Raw genomic sequence first — 19893 nt, forward strand, 5'->3', positions numbered from 1 at the left:
CGGTCACCTTCCCGAACCACCCTCCCCGCCAGTCTGATCGGCCTTACAGTCGGCTTCCGCGATCAGCAGGGGGTAGCCGTATGGCCGGGGGTTGTAGGGATTGCCGGACGTGCACGATGCCGGGGGTGGCCCGCATGGGGCAGAGCTGGGTGGTCGGGTTGATGCATTTGTGCACGGCGGGCATGTCGTGGTTGGTGAAGCGCGGGTTTATGCGGCATTGCCCGCAGTGCAAGCACCTGGACAGTAGGCATCAGCGGCGCCGTGACGGCTCGTTCATAGACTAACGAAAGGCCCGCCCCGGGTGGGGCGGGCCTTGTCTGGTCAGGCGCCAGGGAGAATCTGGTAGCGGCGTTCGGCTTCGGGTGACCGGTCGAACAGCCAGCCTTCGCCGTGCTGGTCGCAGTACTTGCTGTCCTCTTCGCTACCGGGTGTAAGTCGGCAGTGGTCGTGTTCGTCGACGCGTGGGCAGCAACCGCAGGTGGCCTCGCAGCACTCTCCTCCTTCGCCGTAGGGATCATTCCCAGGGTCGGGCGGATTGCAGTCGGCGCATCGATCACCGGTGCAGTACAACTCGACCGTCATCCCTGACCACCCCTCCGTGCTTCGACGTGTTGCCAGACTTGACCGGTGATTTGGTCGTCGGCGCCGGGGTTGGTCGTGATGGTGTGGCCGTTCCTTGTGAGAGCGCGGACCTCGGTTTCGCCGGCGGCGTGGAGGATGACGTCGCCGATCTGGAGGCCGTCGGCGGGGATGTTGATCTGCGTCACGGCGTCTCCAGTACGTATCCGGTGCGGCGGGGTTTCCCGTCGCGGGTGGTGGCCGTGGCGTGGAGGCTGTGCAGCATGACGGGGTTGAGCAGGGGGCGCCCGTTAGAAGCGTCTACGGCTCGGGCCATCGTGGCGCCAACCTCGACGATGCGGATCCGCCATCCCTTGTCGCTCGGCTTCAACGACCGGTAGGTCTGTCCGGGCTGGATCATCGCGTGGGCTCCTGGGTGGTGGGCGGGTCGATGAGGTCTCCGTCGCTTTGGCGGTCCTTCTCCACAGCCTCTTCGTAGGTCATGGCGAACTGAAAGCAGGCGCTGCGCGGGTCTCCGTTGAGCACCTTGCCCAGCTCGCGCAGGGTGTGCTCGCGCGCCCGCTCGGCAGCCTCTTCGGCTCGCCACTCGACAAGCTCCTCGGGGGTGGCGTCGACGACGATGAACGTGTCCGTGATGGTGGAGAAGACGGCGAGCTTGCCGTCAGGCTGCTTGATGATCTGCTGTCCCATGACCTACTCCTCGTTGTCGGTGTCGCGTTCCCAGTACCGGTCGTCGGCGTGGGCGGCTTCTTCCACGGTCTCCTCCCACGGCGGAAGCGGCGGCGGGGTGGTGCGGGCGGTCACTGTTGATCTCCACTGGTTGAGCCGGGCTTGGGCGCGCATCCACGGGCGGCACCCACCTGTTTCGCAGTGGACGCAGAACGGGATATCCGCCCCGCCGTCGGAGGGCGACACCCCGACAGTGGCGGTGTGGACGACGGCAGGCGGCGCATCGAGCCGCGCGGCCCGGCGGTCGCGCATGCGGGCGAGGATCTGCCTCTGCGTGGGCTCGATCCACTGGTGCAGGCCGATGATGGGTGCCCACTGGCTGCCGTGGTGGCCCTGTTCGTCGCCGCACCAGCGGCAGCCGTGAGGCGGCACGAGCATGTCGGCCGTCACGGGACGTCCCCAGCATCGACGGTTTCGAAGTGCCACCAGCGTCCGTTCTCCCATTGCTCAACGCGCGCCTTGGTGGCGGGACTGTCACCACCAAGTGCAGCCCGGACCAGTTCGTATGCCTTCGCCTCGCTGGTGTGCGCGGACTCGGCCCGGATGTCGGGGCCGATGATGGTGACGCGCCACGGCTTACGGGGCTTCCTTGCGGTCATCGGTGCTCCTCCTTGGTGGTGCTGTGCCAGGACGCGAAGTACGCGGCCTCGGGCCCGGTCATGCCGTGGTCGGCCTGGTAGTGGTCGGTGACGGTGTCCCACGCGGCGTCCGGGTCGGCGGGGTCGACCTCGGTGCGGAAGTCGCAACCGGCTGCGTTGCACAGGCGAAAAAGGGTGGTCATCGAGGCGCTTCCGGGGACGGGGCGGGTGACGGCGGTGAAGTCGGTCTTAGGCCGCCTCCGCGTATGCCGCCTGGAAGAACGCGGGGCGGGCGAGGTGCTTGGTCTGCTTGTACGTGGCGAGCCCGATGTACAGGGCCATGTCGAACGGGTTGTACGCGTGGACGTGCAGGTAGCGCCCGGTGGTGCGGTGCTGCGCCCAAACCCGCACCGGCTCGGACCCGTTAGCAGCGACGAATGCCTTCTTGACCGCGCGCCCGTACCAGGACTTGTGCCCGTCCTTCAGGTCGCTCGCGCCCAGCCGGTCGAGGAGGTCGCCGGTGCGGATGAGCCGGCCCGCTTCGACGGCTGCGGCGATGAGACCTGAGCGGCACCGGTAGGCGAGGGCCTGGGTCACGATGCGGGCGGCCTGGTGGGTGCGGGCGATGTGGCGGCTGACGTTCAACGAGTCCCCCTGGTGCGGTGTACCCCTTGTTCGAGGTGTAGCTACACCTTAAGCTTGCGTAGCTACACCCCGCAAGCCGATCGTCGAGAATTTGTAGCTACACCTCGTAGCTACACCCGAAAGGAGCGAAGATGACGCCGGTAGCTACACCCGAATACAGTCAGCGCATGTCGCCGAATCAGCCGAAGACGCCGCCCCGCCAGATCCGCATCGGAGACACCTGGTACGACTTCGATGCCGCCGCGAAGGCCATGGGCACCGAACGTGCGACGGTCATTCGAGAACTCATCGACTGGTACATCCGCGAACCCGGCGCCAAGCTTCCAGCACGACCTGACAGGGGCGTCGTCGACCACGCCCGAAAGGCGCGCGCCAACGAGGACTCCACCGTATGAAGGTGATCACTCCCGGTCAGGCCGCCCACTCGCACGCGCCGCCCCGCAGTGCACCTTGCGCCCACAAGGCATACGAACTGGCCTGCGACGACTACGACCGGCTCATCGAGCACGCCCGAGGAGTCTGCGAGATCTGCGGCATTGCGCCTGAGCAGACCGGACACGGCTTCCTCGTTGTGGACCACGACGCAACCGTGGGGCAGTGGGCAGTTCGTGGCCTCCTGTGCTCCGACTGCAACTCGGCCCTGCCCTGCGGATCGTCACCCGGGTGGGCGCGCGAATACCTGGCTCACCCGTGGTGGAAGATCGAATTGGAACGCCAAGGCGCTTCCGCAGATACTCCCGACGAGCCGCCGATCGGCTCATTGGTGACCACCGGCTACCTCAACTTCCGGCGGACTGCGGCAGGGTGGGAGAACGCGGCGACTGGCTACTCGGGCTCGGCTCGCAACTGGGCGGGACTGAACCGTCGCTACGGGCCGCACAACCTTCGGCGGATCATGGCGCCCGAGGTGAAGGACCCGTCGAAACTGCCGCGCGAGGAGCGCCGCGCCTACGTGGTCGCTTCACTGCAGGCAGGAGTGCGACCTACCGAGGTAGCCCGCGCGTCAGGATGGACAGATTCCCACGTGCGGAAAATGGCTCGCGAGGCGGGCATCGAGCCTGACGAACGGTATGAGGAGCGCGCCGCTAGGCTCCGTAAGCAGCCCACCGACCAGCCTGGGAGCCCCGCATGACCGCCAGCCTCGTGGCCTTCCTCCGGGCCCGGCTGGATGAGGGCCTTGAGACCGCGCGGCTGATCGGGAACACGCTCATCACGCAACGGGAACGAATGGGCGTGACCCTGGAGGCGGCGGAGAGCCAGGCCCAGCGGAGTTCGCGGGCGGCCGAAGCCCGACGAACCCTGTTCGAGGAGACGGTCGTGCCGTACCTCGGGACCGCCGGGCCGGGCGGGCGGAATGCCGAGCGGCAACTTCGGCTACTCGCATGGGAGTACACCGACCACAAGGACTTCGACCCGTCCTGGTCCGAGTAGCCGTTTCCGCCCCAACCGCCCCCGCCCACCCGGCAGACTGGCCGCATGGCGATTCGGATCGGCATCATCGGCGAAACCCAGCGGGAATGCGCCGACGGGCTGAAGCTCCTCGACCTGCTGGCCGACCACGGTGTGCGGGTGGCGGTCACCCAAAACCCCGCGCAGATCGCCGGCGACAGGTGGCTCGCCCGGGCCACAACCACAACAGCCCCGGACCAGACGGCCCGGGGCTGAGACATGCTCTGGGTGGGTCAGCCGAGGGTGCTGGCGAGCTCCCCGTTCTCCGCCTGCTCCGCCGACAGTTGCAGCGTGCCCCGGTGGGACACCTCAACCTTGTAGAACTTCTCACCCTTCGGAACGTCCGCGACGGCGATGTCGAAGGTGCACGTGCCGAAGGCGGCGGAACTGCTTTTGCCGAGGCTACCGGTCGCGATGACGTCACCCTTGGCTCCGTACACGGTGACGGAGGTTCCTTCGGCGATGTCGTCGTAGCCGCCGGTGCCGGCGCAGCTGTCGTCAATATCGACGGCGTCTTCGAGGAGGGTGAACTCGCCTTCCAGTGTGAACGTGGCAGGCTTGCCGGGGTCGCTGTTGGCGGTGATGGTCCATGCGGCGCCAACTATGCCGGCTCCGAGGGTGAGGCCGATGAGCCCGGCGGCGAGGGGCCCAGGGCCGTGCTTCTGATGGGGGATGTCGCCTGGTTCTGTCAGGGGCGGCGGGACCGTTGGTGGTGTTTCGGGTGGCGGCGGCATGCTGTTCGTCATGGTCCCCCCAGGACTGTGGTGGATCGGGATGCTATCGCTTGTTGATGTTGATACGGGTTGGTTCGGTGAATCCCGTCGAATGGCAACGGCCCCGGCCGGTGAAGGTCGGGGCCGTGCGTGGTGGGCCGCTTCGCAGTTAAGCCTCTTCGGCGTCGAGCCTGGCGACAACGTTCACGGCGGCCTGGATTGTGATGTGGGCGGCGGCCTCATCGCGCCGACTCAAGGCGTCAGCCCTGGCTCGGGCGGCAAGGTCCTGCTTGGCGGGTGACGCGAAGGAGTAGAGGGCAGCCTCGGAGGGTGCGCGGTCGTCACCGTGCGGGTCCCGGTCCGACGGCCACGGGATCGGAAAGCCGTCGGGGAGGAGGCTCTCCTTCGCCCATAGGACGATGTTCACATCGCCCAATTCGGGGTGCACCTCCCGGGCCTCGTTGGCGATCTGCTGGGCGACGTCCCACTCGCGCAGGTCCGCATCGGCCGCTATGTGCCCTGCGGCCAGTCGCGTGCGGTTTCGGGTCTGGTCGGTGATTCGCCAGGCCCAGGTCCTCTTGTCGGTCAAGGTGCGACCCCCAGGGTGCGGGCAACGACTACGACGGTGGCGTCGTCGCGGTATCCCTCGTCGTCGTCCTGCGCTGCGGCAACGAGAGCGTCGGCCAGGTTCTGCGGGTTGTCGGCGTGCTCGCGCACCACGGTGGTCAGCACTTCGGGGTCGATCTGGTCGTGCACACCGTCCGAGGTGAGCACGATGAGGTGATCGTCGATGCCGACTTCGCCGACGGAGGCGACCGTGGCGGTGCTGAGGCTGACGCGCACCCACGAGTCGTGGTGCGCGGCTACCTCGATGGGGACATCGCCGTGGCGGCGCGCCCACTCGCCCATCGTTTGGTCAGTGGAGTACTGGCGGAGCCGCGTGCCGTCCCACCCGTAAGCCCGACAGTCGCCCACCCACGCGGCACGCGCCTGCCGTCCCCCCGGGGGGAGGATCACGGCGACCGCGACCGCGTCGGCTTCTTCACCGTCCGCACCTTCGTCAGCGACCAACTCGGCGGCACCCAGGATGCCAGCGAGAGGTGCGCGGCGAGCCGAGAGCCGGGCGGCGACTTCGGCCAGGAGCGGCGCGGTGCGGCTGGTGTGGGGTCCATGCCCGACGCCGTCGATGACTGCGGCGCCAACCGTGCCGTCGGCGAGTACGTACACGCGGCAGGCGTCCGCGTTGTCTTCGGCGGTCCCCTCGCGGCTGGCGATGGCGGTCGTGATCGTTCGGTCACTTACTGTCGTCATGTGGTCATCTTCCTGTGAGGGGGCTGGCCTTGTCCGGACAACGAGGCCAGCAACGGCCCCAGCGATAGCCAGGGCCGCCGTGAGTTCACTCGTCGTCTTCGACCTCCACCTCCGGGTCGGGCAGTGCCCCGCCGGAGATGAGTGCGGCTATGACATCGGGCGCGTAGCCATCCCGGGTGAGCTGCTCCCGCAGCATCTGCGACTTGTACCACTGCTTTTCGATCTTCTTGATGCGTTCGGCGGCTTTCTCGCGCCGCCGTATCTCGGGCTTCTGGGTCTCCCACGTCTCCCGGCATTCCTTGTGTGCCGGGTAGCCGTTCTGCCCGTTCGACAACAGCCGGGTGGCGATACCGCAGTGCTCACACGGCCTGGGTTCGATCGCCTCGCAGGTTTCCCGGTGGGCGCCGGCGTGGGCGGTGAGGGCCGCAATCTCACTGCCGCCGCAGGCCCGCCGCTTCTCCCCACAGCAGCACGTGAAGTCGGCGACGGGCGTGGACGACGACCGTTCGGGGACGTACACCCGTAACCCGAACACGGGTCACCGCGCCAGGTCGGCCGGCTGTCGCACGTCAGCCGCCGTAGTCGGGGCCGGAGACCCGCTTGGAGCGGATTCGGTACGGGCGGCGGTTGATCCACACCTCGGGCTCCTTGTCGAAGGCCACGGTGTAGCCGGGGGCGGTGGGCCAGTCGAGCTTGGCGGCTGCCTGCACGGCTCCGGTCGGGCTGTCAGCCTCGACCCACTGGGTGTACACACTGCTTGGGCGGGTGGGGTAAGCGACGGCGTACTTGGACATGGTTCCTCCTACTTGGTTGATCGGATGCCGTGCTGGTCGCGGATCTCGGTGGGCGTGAGCGCCCAGCTCTCCGGGCCTGTGGTCGGGTAGTAGACAGGCTCACCGTGGCGTCCGGGCCCTGCAGCAGGCTCCCAGGTATCGCCGTTGCCGTCGGTGATCTGCTTCGGGAAACCGGTGGCGCTCACGCTCCCTCCTCAACTTCGATCCAGCGGAAGGCCGCGAATGCTGTGGCGCGCGGGTTGGCTGTGCGTGCGCAGATGGCGCCTGCCCCGTCGACGTCGCCCGCGTTGACCGCGGCGGCAGCCTTCTTGGCCGCCTCGATGTCGGCGGAAGAGTCGAGGTCGATCGACTGCGGCGCGGAGCGACGCTTGAGCAGGTTCTTGAGCATGCTGTTCCTTTCGTTCAGTCAGAGGTTGAGGTTGTCGGCCAGCCCGGCGGCTTGGCCGAGGAGTTGGGCGGCCCGCGGTTGGGTGATGCGCCGGTTGATGTGGGTGATGGGGTCGCCGCTGCCGATGACCTGGCGGAGGAGGATGCGGGCTTCCTGCTCTTCGCGCCCGTTGCGGGCTTCGGCGATCAGGGCGTACTCCAGGCAGTTGCCGCCGCGGCTGTTGGTGCCGGTGTCACGGGACCAACCGTCGGGGCGGAGGGCCTGCTGCTGGGCCCGTCGGAGAAGGGCCGCGACCGGGCTGCCGGTGGTGGTCGGCACCAGGCGGACGATCTCCGCGTAGTTGAGGACGGTCTCGGGGTGCTGGGCGTCGATGTCGTGGGCGAGGACGGCGTCCTGGAGGCGCACGGTCATCGCGGCGTCGACCACGGCAAGGCGCGTGTCGAGGTCGAGTGCCGGCGCCGCGGTGGGCGGTCTTGCTTTGACGGCGGTGGCCGTGGTCATCTCAGAGTCCTCCTGCTGCTTTCGGGTGGCGGGTGGGGTGGGGGCGCTCCCGGGCTGTCCAGGCGTGGGGAGCGCCCCCGGTCTTCAGCGGAGCCCGTTGGCCTTGGCATGGGCTCGGAGCTGTGCACCGGCGGCGGTTTTCGCCTTGCCTTCGCTGTTGGCCATGGCGCGCATGATCGGCAGGGCGGTGGCGCACCACCCGCTCCATCCGGGGTCGCCGGTGACGGTGTAGGTGGCGACTACGCAGCCGCAGTTGAGGGTCTGGTCCGGGTTGAACGGCATGTGGATCCCCTTGGGGTGTGGTTCAGGAAAGGGCGGGTCACTTAGGGGGCAGGGTGCGGCACTTGTCGGCGTGCGCGGCGGCCCACTTAAGGGCAGCGGCACGGCCGGGCTTCCAGGTGCCGGTCAACTTGGTCTCCCGGCATCCACTGCAAGCCGCCTTGAATCCGTCCCACCCCATGGCGACGGTGACTACCGCCTTGGCCGGGGTTATGTAACGAGCGATATTGCTGCTGGGCATTGCTTCTCCCTGTGTCTCCGAGTGGCCGTATGGATCCGCCTTACTTGGCGGCGTCGACGATCTCCTGCCAGGAGTAGCCGGCCATGACGGCCCGGTTCTCGGTGACCGTGAGGGCGTGGTGGGTGGTGCGGTTCTGGTCGGCGAAGAACTCCTTGCGGGCGTCGACGGCGGCCTTGAAGAGTTCGGCGTGGTTGGCGGGGCGGGCCATGTGCTTCTCCTGTCGGTTGGCTTCTATCGGCGGGCGAGGGTGCGCTTCTTGGCGGGCTGGCTGACGGTGGTGTCCGGGGCGTGCTGCTTGCCGCCGCCATCGAAGAGGGGGCGCACGTCGGGCTTCACGTCGGTGATGGGCCCGTAGAGGGAGAGGACTCCTTCGATGCCGTGGTGTCCCCAGGTGGCACCCCAGAGCCGGGACGGCTTGAAGGTGATCTCCTGGTACATGCGGGTGTCTCCCCAGGGCTGCACCACGTCGAGAACCGAGTAGTAGGTCTTGCCGGGGTGATCGAGAACGTCGCGGGTGAACTTCTTCAGGTCTCGGCGGGTGGGCTGCCAGGCGGTCATAGGGTTCTCCTTGGTTTGTTTTCTGATGGTTTGCCCCCAGGACGGCGCACGCATTGCCCCGGTATGCACCATGGGCATAGGGCGGTCGGGGGGTGAACGCGACCCGGGTCACGTCTGGGAACTGACCACCCCCTGACCGGAGGGCATACCGGGTCGAACCAGGTCAACGCCCGGGGGTGTCCGGGCCGCTCAGGAGCCGTTGAGGAACTGGCCCGCGTTAGCGATGTCCGCGCGGCGGTAGCCGTTCACGCGCCCATCCTTGTGGGGAACGGTGATCTTGACTGTGCCGCCGGCGCCCGCGTCACGAAGCAGCTCGCCCAGGCGCGCCGAGGTCATGCCGCTGCCGATAAAGCGGGCCATCTCGTCCAACTGGGCCTCGTCCCGGTCGAAGTGCGTCATGGCCGCGAGAGCCCCCCGGACAGCCTCAAGCTGCTGACGCTGCTCCGGGCTCAACGCCTCGACGGCCCGCCCCGGGTAACCGTTGCGGTTCGGGCCGCCGGCGACGGATGAAAGGCCGGTCTCCTTGGCGAGCATCTGCTCGATCGGGTCGTCCCACACCCCGGCCAGGCGCCCGGCCTTCTCCCGAAGCTTGGCGGCGCGCAGCATCAGTTCGCTGACCTCGCCGCGGTGGTCCTCGTCCAAATCGAAGGACCGGGCCAGGTCGGTAATCCCGGCGAAACCGTTCACAAGCCAGCCGAGGCCGGGGATCGGCGGGTCGAACTTGGAGGAGTCCCTGCCCATGCCCGAGGCGCCGCCGCCGAGGATCGCGTTCGACTGCGCAGCCGTTTCCACCTTCATTGCCCACCGGGTGGTGCAGTTCATTGCCAGCGCCGCGGGAAGGACGTCGACCTCCGGGTACTGGGTGATCAGCACCATCAGGATTCCGGCACCAGCCGCTACGGCTGAGAGGTCGGTCAGCGCTTCGAGGATCTCGTCGCGCATCGGCTTGCCCGGCCTGGTGTACGTGGCGACCTCGTCGATGATGAGCAGTTCGATGCCGCCGACCGCGCCGATGGTGTCCGTGGTGACCTTCGACTTCGACAGCTTGTCGAGCGTGCGCTCCCGGCGGTTCTTGTCTGCGACCAGGGCCTTGAGGAGGGCAACGAGCCGCTCGGGGCTGGGCTTGAAGTAGGTGGAGGCGACACCGGCGGTGGCGTAGGCGTTCCACTCGCCGTTCTCCTTCCCCGCGACGATCCGCAGGTTGATGCGCGGGTCCATGGCGGCACCGACGACCAGGTTGGACGCGCCGACGCCCTTCCCGGAGCGGGTGCCGCCGGCGATGACGAAGCTGCTGTTGTTGATCGGGAGCACGACGGGCATGCCGCGCTTGTTCCAGGCGACGGGCACACCGTTGTCGAATGCGTCGAGCGGACCTCGCAGGTCGAGCAGCGGCGACGGCCGGGGTGCGTCGAACGGCGGGGTGTCGCTCATCCACAGAGACACCCGGCCCTCAGCCCCGGTCTTGGTGACGTCCACCATGGACACGTCTCGGCCGAGGGCCGCAGCAAGGGAGGCGAGCTTCTTCTTCAGCTCGGCCGCGGTGGACGCTCCGGGCATGTCGAAGATGGTGACGCTCGACCCGTCAGGGCTGGTCTCGGTGGGCTGCACGATTCGGATGCTGCCGCGGAACCCGCACTCGTTGACGGCTTTCTGGACCGTCTCGTCATCGAGCCCCGCGCACAGCTCGGCCACGCTGCCGTTCAGTGGGACACCGGAGGTGGTTCGGGTGCCGGGTCGGCCCTGCCACACCCCGGTGGCGTACCCGGCGACGGCGAGCGCGAGATCGATCCACAGCCCGCCGGTCGCCACTCCGACGGTGGCACCCACAGCGGTGGCGCTGCCCCAGGCGGCGGTCTTGCCGGTGTAGATCAGCCGGTGCCGCCGGTAGTCGGCGCGGCGCCGGATGACGGTCGCCTTCAACTTGGACTCGTCTTCCACTTTCCCACTGGACGCCTTGAGCTCGGCACGCGCGGACTGGATCATCTGCGGGTAGTCGTCCCGCCACCCGTCGGCCCAGCGGCGGGCAAGGGCGAGGTAGCCGCGCCCCATCCAGGGGACGTACAGGCGGTTGCCCAGCGCGTGCCGCTTCGCACGCTCCAGGCGGGCAGCCTGCGACTCCAGCCACGCCGGCCGGACCGACTTGCCCTGGTGCTCGACGACCGTTCCATTGGTCGCCTCGGGGATGTCCTTGACGATGCTCAGCGCGGGCCGCTCGACGGCCGTCTGCGGGTGCGTTGCGGTACTCACTTCGACTCCTGACGGATCTCGGTCTTGACGGCGTCGCGAAGGCGCACGGCGTACTCGTTGGAGCCGCCACCGATGACTTCGCGAACCTTGCGGGCGGACAGTGCGTCGGGGCCGCCGGAGATTTCGGCGAGCTTCCGGACCTTCTCGACGTCGGCCGGGTCGAGCGGCTTCTCGGGGGTCTTGGAGCTGGTGCGGCCAGATGCCTGCTTCCCTTTACGCCCAAGGGTTGTAGCGCCCTTGGGGCCGCCCCGCGGAGTGGCCCCCGATCCTCCCCCCGCACCCCCGCCGGGGGCGCCTCCAGACGCCCTCCCTGAGGGTCCACCGTCGTCGCGACCGGGGCCGAACATGTCGGCGAGGAGTATGTCGACAGCGACGGACTCCGGGCTGCGGCCGGCGTCGGCGAGTGCGATCTCAATGCCTGCCCGAGCCGCCTCGCGGACGGCCAGGGTTCCGGCCGTGACGCCGAGCGGCAGGAGGTGCAAGTTGTGCCACGCCTGCTCCCACGCGTCCTCGCGGGTGATCGCCCCAGTGGGGTGCGCGACGACGATGCGCTCGTACTCGGCGAACTCGTCGGGGAACAGCGCCAGGCGTCGGGCATCCTCCACCGCGTGGGCGGCGTCCGCCGCTTCCTTCTCCTTGGCGGCCTTTCTGTCGGCGGCCTTCGCGAGCGCCCGCTGCTCCAGGCTCCTCGGGTCGGCTGCCGCGCGGCTCTCAAGAAGTTGTCGCACCTCGGCAAGGAGCGGTCCGATGATCGACGTTGCCGCCAGGGCGACGCCAGCCACGAGGCCGTACTGGTCGACGCCGTGGGTGAAGTTGATGTAGCCGGCGACGGAGGCCAGCGTCGCGGTGAGGATCCAGAACGGCCAGCGGGGCAGGCCCTTCCGGTGCGCCCACTGCGTACCCAGGACTCCGACCCAGGCGAGGAGTTCAAGGAACAGCGGCACCGGCAGCATCAGCCACGAGTAGCCGGGGTTCTGCTCACCCTTCTTGTGGAGCTGGAGGAAGTAGGAGAGCTGGGCGGGCAAGGCGGCGAGGAGCCCGAGGATCATGACGACGTTGACGAGTGCCTTGAACCGCAGGCCCTGGTCGGCCCGGCTCTCACTCTGCCGCTGCTTGCGCTGTCGCTTCTCGTCGTTGGAGTCGTCCTTGACTGCTTCCAGTTGCTTGGCGAGCTTGGCCTGCTTGACCTGCTCGACAAGCGCGTCGGTGGCAGTCTTGGCAGCACCGGATACGGCGGCCTGCTCGGCGGCGGTTTGGGCGGCTTCCGCCTCCGCTGCGATCCGCTTCGTTTCGGCGCGCGTCTTCTCCGCTTGGGCTTCGCGCTCGGCCCAGGAGAGGTATCCGCTGCTCACGGCGATCGTCCCTTCGTGGTGTCGGTGGGTCAGTTGGTGGGCTGGTGCTGCCGGTCGGCGGCCTTGGGCTGGCCGATGCGCTGTTCGTCGAGGAGCCCGTCGAACGCGAGGGCCACGAGTACGAGCCCGGCGATCGCGAGGCGGGCGGAGAAGTCGGCGGTGAGGCCGAAGAACCAGGCCAGCCCGGCGACCAGCAGGGCCACCCGCAACCGGGTCAAGCCGATGAGAAGTCCGATGTTCACGGGCGTCCTTTCAGGTGAGTCGATCGGTGCGCTTACGGGCCGGCTGTTCCGGTCCCCTCTGCCGGCGCCGGTTCCGTGGTGGCACCCGGCGGCGACGGAGGCGGGGAGGGTCAGGCCGCCTGGATGGCGTCGAGCTCGTCCAACACCCGCACGTTCGGGTGGCGCATCTCGTACACGGCGGCCTCGGCGCGGACCCGGCGGACGTCCAGCTCGTCACCGGTACCGAGGGCCACCTCCAGGCGAGTGCGGAAGTGCAGGACCGCCGACTCGGCGGCCTCGTGGGTGTCCAGCAGGTCTGACAGCAGGTACAGAGACATGGGGGTGCCTTTCGAAGCAGGTCGGGTGGGTGGTTAGTTGGTGGGGCGGGGCATCGCGCGGCACTTCTCGGCGTGCGCCTGGCCCCAACGAGTTGCCTCGATGCCGGGTTCGGTTTCCAGGGGGCGTCCGCCCCACGGGATCTCCATGACGGTCGCCTCGGAGGTACCTGCGCGGCAGCCCCTGCCGGTGCAGCGCGCCATCACCGTGATGGTGATCATCGGCTTCGTCGAAGCCCAGGCTGTGCCCTGATGGACAGGCACATCGGGCGCCCGCTCGTCGTCAAACGACAGGTCGACGGCGGCTCCACCGACGGTCAGGAAGCGGGCGATGACCCCTTCGGGCCAAGCGGTTTCGGTCTGGCCGGACATGACTGTGGCCTCTCAATGGCGGTTGGGGTGGGTGGGAAGCCGTGGTCACGCGGGTACGGGGGTGGTCACCGCGCGACCACGGCGGTCTTGGGGTCAGCGGCGGGCGGCGGTCAGGCAGTCGCGCTCGAACTTGGCGTCCTCGGCAGCCTTCTCGGCAGCGCGGGCACGCTCCATGGCGGCCACAGCCTCACGGTCCGCGTCGGTGAGTTCCTGCGCGGTCACTGCCCCCACCCCGTCTCGGGCTGTACCGCGTTCTCGGCAGCCGCCTCGAATGCCATGCGGGCCATCACCCGGTACATCCAGGCCGAACCGGTCGACGGGTGGCCGGGCGTGGACGCGATCTCGGCGACACGAACCGCGAGACCCTCGCCGCGCGCCTCCTCCACCAACGCCAGCGTCGGAGCGGGCACGGTCACCACCCCATCCGCTGGGCGTGCTGGCGAAGCCCGGCGGCCTCGGCGTACAGGGCGCGCATCTCGGCACGCACCGCCGGACGCTCCGACTTCGGCAAGTCCAGCAAGGCGTCCCGCAGGTTCCGGGCACGAGTCTCGACACAACGGGCATCCGCCAGCGGATTCGTGATGCGAGCGGAGGTCAGGGGGCGGCGGTCAGGGTCGGGCGTGCCGACCAGGGTGGTGATCATGCCGCCACCGCCGACGGGGTGATAACCGAACCGGCGAGGTACTCGGTCACGGCGGCGCGCGGGATCTTGGTGAGGGTTCGGCGGACCTGGCCACTACCTCGGCTCGTGGAGCGGAGTCGGCCGGTCTTGATTGCTCGGTAGACCGTCGCCTGGTGGACGCCGATGAGAGCGGCCACCTCAGGGACGGTGAGGGAGTCCTGAAGGTCGTCGAGCACTACATCGAGTGCGTCGCGGGGAGACATGCGCGGTCCTCCGGAATCGGGCAGGGGCTGGTGGATTCGGATCACTTGGCTATGCAAGTTCCGACAGCTCTGACGATAGGCCGCGACAGCTTGGTTATGCAAGTGCCGCGACTACTCCTCCTTCGAGCGAGTCGCGGCGGGCAGCAAAAAGACGCCCCCGCCGGAAGGTCGGGGGCGCCGATGTGCTCGCAGTAGGGGCTACACGTTGATCACATACCGGAAGGCGTGGCGGTCGCAGGGGATGATCGAGTCCATCACTTCGAGGGCATCCCCGGCCGAGTCGTAGGCCGTGCGCAGTACTCGTGCAACGGGAACGCCCGCCGGGATGTCCAGTTGCTCGGCCTCGTGCGGGTAGGGCATTCGGATGTCGAGATCTTCGATGAACTGAACGATCCTTCGGCCGATCGGACCGCTGGCGTCTTCGAGGTACGCGTTCGCGCCACCTTTGATGAGCCTCGCCTCGGCAAGTCGAGTCCCAGCTGCGATGGCGGAGTCGTAGTAGCAGTCGACCAAGTGCATCGGCCCGTCGTCCACGGTGAAGAGAAGGCGCCGGGCGACGACCGGGGCGCCTGGCTCAACTCCGAGGCGCTCAGCCACCTTCTCGGGGGCCCCAGTCTCGACTACTTCCCTGATGATCTGCTTAGGCCGAAGTCCCTGAGCTTCGACCTCTGCGTTGAAGTTGGACTTGCCACCGGCGTTGCGGCGAGCCCTGTAGATGCTGCCGGTCTGGCGCAAGCTGACATGCGGCCGTTCACGGACGAAGGCGCCCTTGCCCTGGTGTGACGTCACGAGCCCTTCGGATCGGAGAAGGGCGATCCCCTTCCGTACCGTCGACCTGGTGACGCCGAATCGCTCGGCAAGCTCGTTCTCTGAAGGGAGCTTGCCGGCGGGTGCGAGATCCCCGCGCAGGATCTCGGCGCGCAGTTCGTTGGCGACCCGTTTGAACGGGTGCTCCCTGGATGGGTTCGGTGACATCACTCTCCTGACTGAATGGGTACACAAGTCAGCGTAAGCCTGCCGAACCGATATGCGCCTATTCCTGCCGGGCCATCCATCCTGACCAGCGGGTTACCCGAATCTTGATCACGGGGCCGTCCGGTCGGCGATCAAGATATTGCCCGTACTTGTTTGCCAAACGGTCAACAAGTTCCTGCGCAAGTTCGCTCTCCAGCACCGAAGCGGTGCCGTCAGCGCGCACCCACCAGAGCTGCTCCCAGTCATCGTCGTAGTGGTCGACAAGGAGCGTGACGGCGGGGTTGGCCCTGATGTTGGCGAGACGCTTTAGGTTCGTATGCCGCTTCGGCTTGTGGTCGACGGCGATGACGACCACATCGCCGTCCAAGGCGAAGGTCGCGGGCACGAGGTGGGGGTGACCCTCGGCATCGACGGTGGCCAGCCGCAGCACTCGCGCTGCGGCAAACCGGGCCCTGCACTCGTTCGCTGGCATACCCATATGGGCACGCTACCCGCGCGCAGCGATTGCTCCAGTCGCACCACTTGCATATCCATGTCCACTCTGGCTAACGTTCGAGCGTCACCAACTTGCATAGCCAAGCGAGAGGGGCGTCAATGACCGACGACCAACCCTCGGCGGAGCCCACCGCGCTCTACCGCCTGTACGACGCTGACGGAAATCTCCTGTACGTCGGCATCACGAACAACCCCAAGGTTCGGTTCGGGAACCACGGCCGCTCGAAGCCGTGGTGGCCCGAAGTGGAACTGAAGCAGATCGTCTGGCTCGATTCTCTTCAGGAGGCCGAGGAAGCTGAAAGGCTCGCCATCGCGTCCGAGGGGCCGCGCCACAACATCAGCAACAACGCCTTGAAAATTGCCGGGTTGAAGCGCTCCGGCAAGCGCGTGAGCTACAAGGACATCGCGAACGACCTGAGGGCTGCGATCCTCGACGGTCAGTTCGCGCCCGGATCACGCCTGCCTGGAATCAACCAACTGAGGCGCGAGTACAGCGCCGCAGGAAGCACGGTCCGCCAGGCGTTCGCATCCCTCAAGACGGAGAACCTGATCAGTTCCCGGAAGGGGGCCGGGATGTTCGTGCGTGACCTCGACGGCAACCGGACGATTCTCATCGCCGTCGATCAGCCGCAGCAGGCCGCCGAACTCCTCGCCAACTACATGTCTCCGAGCGACTTGAGGACCCTCGCGGAAGCCCTCGCACTGAAGGTCAAGCCCTGAGAACGCGAACGGCCGGGCGTATCAGCGCCCGGCCAGTTCAACCAGCGGGTTCCAGCCCGCCAGTCAGAGATCCATCCCGATCAAAGGAGTACCTCGATGAGCATCGTATCGCCTGAGCGCCCGGCCGTCCTGTCCCGGTCCACGGTTCACCCGACGCCGTGCCCGGCGTGGTGCAAGGACCGCAACCACCCGACGGCCCACAACTCGTCGACGCACGACACGGCGCACCGCAGTCCGGAACTGCTGCTCACCGCCCCCGGCATCAACGGCCCGGATGTGATCGTGCGGGCGGAACTGTTCCGCCTGGACGAGCTCGACAGCAGCAGCGAAGAGGTCATCTACGTGCAGGGCGAGGGTCAGCGGGAGATGTCCGGTCCGGAGCTGGACGTCTTCATCGCGCAGGCGCAGGGATTCGTCGACAGCCTTCGGGTCCTGCGCGGTCAGCTCGGCTGAATCGGTCACCACGAACCTCTACGGCCGGGCGGCCTCGCTGCCCGCCGTTTCGTAGATAAAGGCGCGCTGAGCGTATGAGAGTCATCCGCAGCATGTCGCCCGACGGGTGGGTCCCCATCGCCAACGTGACGGCCCAGAACCACAAGCTCAGTTGGCGCGCCAAGGGGCTGCTGCTTGAGCTCCTCAGCTATCCCGACGGGTACGACCTGACGTTCGAGAAGCTGATGGAAAGGGCGCGATCGGCAGGCGGTAAGGCGGAGGGTCGCGACGCCATGCGGAAGGCCATGCAGGAGCTGGAGCAAGCAGGCCTGCTGACCCATGTCCGCCATCGGATCGACGGAAGCGTCGGCGAGCGCAAGCAGTGGCGCACCGAGACGGTGGTCACCGACCTGCCCGGCGTTGCCGATGTCCGGGCTACTGGTCTTCAGGACCCCGGAGGTTCAGTAACCCGGTCTTCCAGCAAGTCGGCCAACCAGGAGGTCTCTAACAACACGGGTTCTCTAAAGACGGATCACCAAGACGACGAGGGGCAACATTCCTCCGCACTCGCTGCCGCTCGTGCGGGCCAGTTGGCGCGTGGGCGCGAGGAGCGGCAGCGGGAACTCCAGCGGCTGTACGACGCGGCTGACGAGCTCAACGACGACCAAGTCCGTCGGCTGCTGCTCCAGTTCGAACGGAAGCGGCCGAGGGTCTACCGGGAGCAGCGGCAAGCCGCGCTGGCCCAGCTCGGCCGGGAGGATCTGGAAGGCCTGCGGTCGGTGCGCAGCGTGGACATGCTGAGCTTCAAGTACGCGCTCCAGCACTACGGCGGCGACGGGAAGCCACTGCCCGACTGGCTGGTGCGGTTCCCTCGGTGACTCTGGACGCGCGAAAGCCCCCGAGCCGCGATGGCCCGGGGGCTTCGGTGTGTGACCGCTGGCCGGTCAGGGCGTTATAGGGGGCATGAGCGAACCGTTGGGTGCGAACAGGCAGCGCGATGACGTCTCGACGTTGCTGAAGATCGCCGACTCCATGGGGGTGACAGGCGCTTACGGCTCACATCTGCCGGTTCTGGACGCGCCCCCGATCACAGAAGTCGAGGAACGGCTGCACGACTTGCTGGACTCGCCAGATGACCGGCTGCCGTTGATCAGCTTGCGTGAGGCGCAAGCCGCTGTACTGCTGCTGCGGGTCCTTGCGTCGGGCGACGGCGACGGGCACGTTGCGGCGCACAGGTTGGCCAGTCGCATCGCGAATCGGCTGCCGCCCGACGAGACGTAGGTGCACCTACGCTGCCGCTGCCCGCCGTTCGGCGACCGGCAGCCGCAGCACCTCGCTGTGCCCGTACTGGGTCTGGCACCCGTAGCAGCGGGCGCCGGGGGTGTCGAGGGTGACGCGCAAGACGGCGCCGCAGGGGCAGGCCACGGGGATGGCGCGCGGGGGTGTCTCGCCGGCGACGTGGAAGGTGCACTGGCGGTGTATGAGGTGGATCTCTCGGGCGAATTCTTCGAACGCCGGATGGTTCATCGCCGACCATTCCAGGTTGAACCGCAGCGTCCCCACCGCGTGGTCGACCCGCCGCTGCAACGTCCCGGCCTCATCCAGCTCGGCCCGGCCGCGCACCTCCCAGTCCCGCACCCACGTCTCCAGCGGGCCGAGGACCGGGCCGCCCGCTGTGAGCAGGTTCAGCACGTCCAGCCGCAGCGGCACCGGCGCGTTGCGGGACCCGGACACCGCCGGGCCGCCACCGCCGGAGCCGGGTACGAGCCGGGTCCCGAGCCTGGCGTACAGCCCGCGCGGGCCGGCGAGGTCGAGGAGCTGCCGGTCGACGCGCTGGGTGCACGGGTGGCAGGCGTAGCGGGCGATCTCGTCGGGGTGCAGGTCGCGGCAGCAGATCGTGCACATGTTCACGGCGGGCTCCGTTCGGGCGGTACAGGTGGGTCAGTTGTGGCAGCGGCACCGGCACGCGGCATCGCAGAATTTGCAAGATCCAGGCTTCTTCGCCCCGGCCATGCCGGTCTTGCCCTGGCAGTAGGCGTGGTCGGCGTGGAGGCAGCCGGTGGACAGGTAGTGGTGGGTGCCGAGCCGGTGGGTGAGGCGGGTGAGGGTGGTGGCGAGCCAGCCGATGAGGGCGGCCATTTCGGGTCCTTTCGTGTCGACGCGCTGTATGGCGCCTCTCGCGGTCGTTCTTGGGGTCGATGGAACTCGGGTGCCCGGACGGCCCGTTCGGTCGTTAGGCGGCCACTGGGGGGCCTTCTCGGGCCTGTTGTGGCTGGAGTCGAGACGCGACCGGCACCCGCACGTCCCCGAGCGCCACCTCCCCCAGTCGCAGGGCCACCGCGACCGCCTGCGCCCGGTCCCGCACCCCCAGCGCCCGGTACGTGGTCGTCAGAACTTGCGCCACAGAGTTCGGCCGGGTGCCCGTCCAGCGCGCAATGTCCGCGTTGGTGTTTCCGTTCGCCGCGAGGAGCAGCACAGCGCGCTGCCGGTTCGTCAGCAGCCGGGCCGACGGGACGCTCATGGCGTGCCCCCGGTGTTGATCTGCCGGGCCACGCACAGTGCGTTGGCGAGGTCGCCGGGCATGGCGGCGTGTTCGCTGAAGTCGATGCCGACCCAGCAGTCCAGCCAGTCGGCGATCGCGGCCCCGACGCCGGGGTGCATGGTCGCGATGAAGCTGGCGTCGGCTCGGCCCTGGTCGCTGTCCGGGGTCTCGGCGCTGGGGCCGTCGACGCCCCAGCCGAAGTCGCCGATGCCGGCTTGTGCCCAGGGGCCCGGGGTGGCGGCGGTGGCGAGCGCGCGCAGTTTGGCGGCGGCGGTGCGGAGTTCCTGGCTGGGGTTGGTGGTCATCGGGTCCTCCGTGGGTCAGTTGGCGGGCTCGTCGAGGGCGGCGCGGATGCGGGCGGTCGCCTCGCGGATCGCTGGGTCATCGGTGGCGGCGTCGATGGCGTCGCATTCGGTGCGGATCTTGGTGGCGCGGGCGGCGGCTTCTTGGCTGGCGGCCTTGAAGACGACGCGGGCGAGGTTCCCCTGGGTGGTGCGGCGTCGGGGTGGGGTGGGCATGTGGTCCTCCGTGGCGTTGTGCGGGCGTGTGGCG

42 protein-coding genes are annotated in these 19893 nt (G+C 68.2%); 8 read left to right on the forward strand and 34 right to left on the reverse strand.

The window, feature by feature from the left end; all coding sequences use genetic code 11:
- Window positions 1-578 precede the first annotated feature (578 nt).
- Genes ACFWU9_RS08120 through ACFWU9_RS08150 form a run of 7 tightly spaced genes read right to left on the reverse strand, consistent with a single transcriptional unit; the run spans window position 579 to window position 2531 of the window.
- Window positions 579-767: a hypothetical protein gene (locus ACFWU9_RS08120; protein WP_384315570.1), complete on the reverse strand. Its 189-nt coding sequence runs from the start codon at window positions 765-767 to the stop codon at window positions 579-581.
- Window positions 764-979, reverse strand: a complete 216-nt coding sequence (locus tag ACFWU9_RS08125) for a hypothetical protein (protein ID WP_384315571.1) — start codon at window positions 977-979, stop codon at window positions 764-766. Before ACFWU9_RS08125 ends, ACFWU9_RS08120 begins: the two co-directional genes overlap by 4 nt.
- Entirely contained in the window at window positions 976-1269 is a 294-nt protein-coding gene (locus tag ACFWU9_RS08130) for a hypothetical protein (protein WP_384315572.1), read from the reverse strand. Before ACFWU9_RS08130 ends, ACFWU9_RS08125 begins: the two co-directional genes overlap by 4 nt.
- Before the next feature lie 3 nt (window positions 1270-1272).
- Complete coding sequence (locus ACFWU9_RS08135; protein WP_384315573.1) at window positions 1273-1698, reverse strand: hypothetical protein; 426 nt, start codon at window positions 1696-1698, stop codon at window positions 1273-1275.
- On the reverse strand, window positions 1695-1907 hold the full coding sequence (locus ACFWU9_RS08140; protein ID WP_384315574.1) for a hypothetical protein: 213 nt from the start codon (window positions 1905-1907) through the stop codon (window positions 1695-1697). Before ACFWU9_RS08140 ends, ACFWU9_RS08135 begins: the two co-directional genes overlap by 4 nt.
- Complete coding sequence (locus tag ACFWU9_RS08145) at window positions 1904-2089, reverse strand: hypothetical protein (protein WP_384315575.1); 186 nt, start codon at window positions 2087-2089, stop codon at window positions 1904-1906. Before ACFWU9_RS08145 ends, ACFWU9_RS08140 begins: the two co-directional genes overlap by 4 nt.
- A gap of 46 nt (window positions 2090-2135) precedes the next feature.
- Window positions 2136-2531 carry a hypothetical protein gene (locus tag ACFWU9_RS08150; RefSeq protein WP_384315576.1) on the reverse strand — a complete coding sequence of 132 codons (396 nt, stop codon included), beginning with the start codon at window positions 2529-2531 and terminating at the stop codon, window positions 2136-2138.
- Window positions 2532-2698: 167 nt separating this feature from the next.
- Here ACFWU9_RS08150 and ACFWU9_RS08155 point away from each other — a divergent pair, with 167 nt between their 5' ends.
- Genes ACFWU9_RS08155 through ACFWU9_RS08170 form a run of 4 tightly spaced genes read left to right on the forward strand, consistent with a single transcriptional unit; the run spans window position 2699 to window position 4196 of the window.
- A complete protein-coding gene (locus tag ACFWU9_RS08155; RefSeq protein WP_384315577.1) occupies window positions 2699-2926 on the forward strand; it encodes a hypothetical protein in 228 nt (75 codons plus the stop codon).
- Window positions 2923-3663, forward strand: coding sequence for an endonuclease domain-containing protein (locus ACFWU9_RS08160; RefSeq protein ID WP_384315578.1), 741 nt, complete (start codon window positions 2923-2925; stop codon window positions 3661-3663). Before ACFWU9_RS08155 ends, ACFWU9_RS08160 begins: the two co-directional genes overlap by 4 nt.
- Complete coding sequence (locus tag ACFWU9_RS08165; RefSeq protein ID WP_384315579.1) at window positions 3660-3962, forward strand: DUF6221 family protein; 303 nt, start codon at window positions 3660-3662, stop codon at window positions 3960-3962. Before ACFWU9_RS08160 ends, ACFWU9_RS08165 begins: the two co-directional genes overlap by 4 nt.
- A gap of 45 nt (window positions 3963-4007) precedes the next feature.
- On the forward strand, window positions 4008-4196 hold the full coding sequence (locus tag ACFWU9_RS08170; RefSeq protein WP_384315580.1) for a hypothetical protein: 189 nt from the start codon (window positions 4008-4010) through the stop codon (window positions 4194-4196).
- A 17-nt stretch (window positions 4197-4213) separates the two neighbouring features.
- Here the strand turns inward: ACFWU9_RS08170 and ACFWU9_RS08175 are convergent, their stop codons facing one another.
- The 22 genes from ACFWU9_RS08175 to ACFWU9_RS08280 all read right to left on the reverse strand — a co-directional run bounded on the left by ACFWU9_RS08175 (window position 4214) and on the right by ACFWU9_RS08280 (window position 15624).
- Window positions 4214-4726: a hypothetical protein gene (locus tag ACFWU9_RS08175; protein WP_384315581.1), complete on the reverse strand. Its 513-nt coding sequence runs from the start codon at window positions 4724-4726 to the stop codon at window positions 4214-4216.
- Window positions 4727-4862: 136 nt separating this feature from the next.
- Window positions 4863-5282 (reverse strand): hypothetical protein, encoded by a 420-nt coding sequence (locus ACFWU9_RS08180; RefSeq protein WP_384315582.1) that lies wholly within the window; start codon window positions 5280-5282, stop codon window positions 4863-4865.
- On the reverse strand, window positions 5279-6004 hold the full coding sequence (locus tag ACFWU9_RS08185; RefSeq protein ID WP_384315583.1) for a PP2C family protein-serine/threonine phosphatase: 726 nt from the start codon (window positions 6002-6004) through the stop codon (window positions 5279-5281). Before ACFWU9_RS08185 ends, ACFWU9_RS08180 begins: the two co-directional genes overlap by 4 nt.
- 85 nt (window positions 6005-6089) lie before the next feature.
- Complete coding sequence (locus ACFWU9_RS08190) at window positions 6090-6524, reverse strand: hypothetical protein (RefSeq protein WP_384315584.1); 435 nt, start codon at window positions 6522-6524, stop codon at window positions 6090-6092.
- Between the two features lie 49 nt (window positions 6525-6573).
- Complete coding sequence (locus ACFWU9_RS08195) at window positions 6574-6798, reverse strand: hypothetical protein (protein WP_384315585.1); 225 nt, start codon at window positions 6796-6798, stop codon at window positions 6574-6576.
- An 8-nt stretch (window positions 6799-6806) separates the two neighbouring features.
- Entirely contained in the window at window positions 6807-6983 is a 177-nt protein-coding gene (locus ACFWU9_RS08200) for a hypothetical protein (RefSeq protein WP_384315586.1), read from the reverse strand.
- Window positions 6980-7186, reverse strand: a complete 207-nt coding sequence (locus ACFWU9_RS08205) for a hypothetical protein (protein WP_384315587.1) — start codon at window positions 7184-7186, stop codon at window positions 6980-6982. Before ACFWU9_RS08205 ends, ACFWU9_RS08200 begins: the two co-directional genes overlap by 4 nt.
- 18 nt (window positions 7187-7204) lie before the next feature.
- Complete coding sequence (locus ACFWU9_RS08210) at window positions 7205-7687, reverse strand: hypothetical protein (RefSeq protein WP_384315588.1); 483 nt, start codon at window positions 7685-7687, stop codon at window positions 7205-7207.
- An 84-nt stretch (window positions 7688-7771) separates the two neighbouring features.
- Entirely contained in the window at window positions 7772-7969 is a 198-nt protein-coding gene (locus ACFWU9_RS08215; protein WP_384315589.1) for a hypothetical protein, read from the reverse strand.
- A gap of 278 nt (window positions 7970-8247) precedes the next feature.
- Window positions 8248-8415 carry a hypothetical protein gene (locus ACFWU9_RS08220; RefSeq protein WP_384315590.1) on the reverse strand — a complete coding sequence of 56 codons (168 nt, stop codon included), beginning with the start codon at window positions 8413-8415 and terminating at the stop codon, window positions 8248-8250.
- Between the two features lie 23 nt (window positions 8416-8438).
- A complete protein-coding gene (locus tag ACFWU9_RS08225) occupies window positions 8439-8765 on the reverse strand; it encodes a hypothetical protein (protein WP_384315591.1) in 327 nt (108 codons plus the stop codon).
- 189 nt (window positions 8766-8954) lie between these two features.
- Window positions 8955-11012, reverse strand: a complete 2058-nt coding sequence (locus ACFWU9_RS08230; protein ID WP_384315592.1) for a hypothetical protein — start codon at window positions 11010-11012, stop codon at window positions 8955-8957.
- Entirely contained in the window at window positions 11009-12364 is a 1356-nt protein-coding gene (locus ACFWU9_RS08235; RefSeq protein WP_384315593.1) for a hypothetical protein, read from the reverse strand. The genes ACFWU9_RS08230 and ACFWU9_RS08235 overlap by 4 nt, the downstream gene beginning before the upstream one ends.
- A 29-nt stretch (window positions 12365-12393) precedes the next feature.
- Window positions 12394-12606 carry a hypothetical protein gene (locus ACFWU9_RS08240; protein ID WP_384315594.1) on the reverse strand — a complete coding sequence of 71 codons (213 nt, stop codon included), beginning with the start codon at window positions 12604-12606 and terminating at the stop codon, window positions 12394-12396.
- A gap of 110 nt (window positions 12607-12716) precedes the next feature.
- Window positions 12717-12923: a hypothetical protein gene (locus tag ACFWU9_RS08245; RefSeq protein ID WP_384315595.1), complete on the reverse strand. Its 207-nt coding sequence runs from the start codon at window positions 12921-12923 to the stop codon at window positions 12717-12719.
- Window positions 12924-12956: 33 nt separating this feature from the next.
- Window positions 12957-13292, reverse strand: a complete 336-nt coding sequence (locus ACFWU9_RS08250; RefSeq protein WP_384315596.1) for a hypothetical protein — start codon at window positions 13290-13292, stop codon at window positions 12957-12959.
- Window positions 13293-13385: 93 nt separating this feature from the next.
- The gene (locus ACFWU9_RS08255; protein WP_384315597.1) at window positions 13386-13514 is read right to left on the reverse strand and encodes a hypothetical protein; all 129 of its coding nucleotides are present in this window, start codon (window positions 13512-13514) and stop codon (window positions 13386-13388) included.
- The gene (locus tag ACFWU9_RS08260) at window positions 13511-13702 is read right to left on the reverse strand and encodes a hypothetical protein (RefSeq protein ID WP_384315598.1); all 192 of its coding nucleotides are present in this window, start codon (window positions 13700-13702) and stop codon (window positions 13511-13513) included. Before ACFWU9_RS08260 ends, ACFWU9_RS08255 begins: the two co-directional genes overlap by 4 nt.
- 2 nt (window positions 13703-13704) lie before the next feature.
- The gene (locus tag ACFWU9_RS08265; RefSeq protein WP_384315599.1) at window positions 13705-13935 is read right to left on the reverse strand and encodes a hypothetical protein; all 231 of its coding nucleotides are present in this window, start codon (window positions 13933-13935) and stop codon (window positions 13705-13707) included.
- Window positions 13932-14177, reverse strand: coding sequence for a helix-turn-helix domain-containing protein (locus ACFWU9_RS08270; protein WP_384315600.1), 246 nt, complete (start codon window positions 14175-14177; stop codon window positions 13932-13934). Before ACFWU9_RS08270 ends, ACFWU9_RS08265 begins: the two co-directional genes overlap by 4 nt.
- A gap of 198 nt (window positions 14178-14375) precedes the next feature.
- Entirely contained in the window at window positions 14376-15152 is a 777-nt protein-coding gene (locus tag ACFWU9_RS08275) for a GntR family transcriptional regulator (protein WP_384315601.1), read from the reverse strand.
- 58 nt (window positions 15153-15210) lie between these two features.
- Window positions 15211-15624, reverse strand: a complete 414-nt coding sequence (locus tag ACFWU9_RS08280; RefSeq protein WP_384315944.1) for a TIGR03668 family PPOX class F420-dependent oxidoreductase — start codon at window positions 15622-15624, stop codon at window positions 15211-15213.
- 122 nt (window positions 15625-15746) lie between these two features.
- Here ACFWU9_RS08280 and ACFWU9_RS08285 point away from each other — a divergent pair, with 122 nt between their 5' ends.
- The 4 genes from ACFWU9_RS08285 to ACFWU9_RS08300 all read left to right on the forward strand — a co-directional run bounded on the left by ACFWU9_RS08285 (window position 15747) and on the right by ACFWU9_RS08300 (window position 18080).
- Window positions 15747-16367 carry a GntR family transcriptional regulator gene (locus ACFWU9_RS08285; protein WP_384315602.1) on the forward strand — a complete coding sequence of 207 codons (621 nt, stop codon included), beginning with the start codon at window positions 15747-15749 and terminating at the stop codon, window positions 16365-16367.
- Between the two features lie 96 nt (window positions 16368-16463).
- Complete coding sequence (locus ACFWU9_RS08290) at window positions 16464-16820, forward strand: DUF6907 domain-containing protein (RefSeq protein ID WP_384315603.1); 357 nt, start codon at window positions 16464-16466, stop codon at window positions 16818-16820.
- 74 nt (window positions 16821-16894) lie between these two features.
- Window positions 16895-17677 carry a hypothetical protein gene (locus tag ACFWU9_RS08295; protein WP_384315604.1) on the forward strand — a complete coding sequence of 261 codons (783 nt, stop codon included), beginning with the start codon at window positions 16895-16897 and terminating at the stop codon, window positions 17675-17677.
- 85 nt (window positions 17678-17762) lie between these two features.
- Window positions 17763-18080 (forward strand): hypothetical protein, encoded by a 318-nt coding sequence (locus tag ACFWU9_RS08300; RefSeq protein WP_384315605.1) that lies wholly within the window; start codon window positions 17763-17765, stop codon window positions 18078-18080.
- A 6-nt stretch (window positions 18081-18086) separates the two neighbouring features.
- Here the strand turns inward: ACFWU9_RS08300 and ACFWU9_RS08305 are convergent, their stop codons facing one another.
- The 5 genes from ACFWU9_RS08305 to ACFWU9_RS08325 all read right to left on the reverse strand — a co-directional run bounded on the left by ACFWU9_RS08305 (window position 18087) and on the right by ACFWU9_RS08325 (window position 19859).
- Entirely contained in the window at window positions 18087-18704 is a 618-nt protein-coding gene (locus ACFWU9_RS08305) for a hypothetical protein (protein WP_384315946.1), read from the reverse strand.
- Between the two features lie 36 nt (window positions 18705-18740).
- Entirely contained in the window at window positions 18741-18938 is a 198-nt protein-coding gene (locus ACFWU9_RS08310; RefSeq protein ID WP_384315606.1) for a hypothetical protein, read from the reverse strand.
- Between the two features lie 94 nt (window positions 18939-19032).
- Window positions 19033-19320, reverse strand: a complete 288-nt coding sequence (locus tag ACFWU9_RS08315) for a response regulator transcription factor (protein ID WP_384315607.1) — start codon at window positions 19318-19320, stop codon at window positions 19033-19035.
- Complete coding sequence (locus tag ACFWU9_RS08320) at window positions 19317-19646, reverse strand: hypothetical protein (protein WP_384315608.1); 330 nt, start codon at window positions 19644-19646, stop codon at window positions 19317-19319. Before ACFWU9_RS08320 ends, ACFWU9_RS08315 begins: the two co-directional genes overlap by 4 nt.
- 15 nt (window positions 19647-19661) lie before the next feature.
- Entirely contained in the window at window positions 19662-19859 is a 198-nt protein-coding gene (locus tag ACFWU9_RS08325; RefSeq protein WP_384315609.1) for a hypothetical protein, read from the reverse strand.
- Window positions 19860-19893 lie beyond the last annotated feature (34 nt).

The organism is Streptomyces sp. NPDC058653, from assembly GCF_042716895.1.
Classification (GTDB): Bacteria; Actinomycetota; Actinomycetes; order Streptomycetales; family Streptomycetaceae; genus Streptomyces.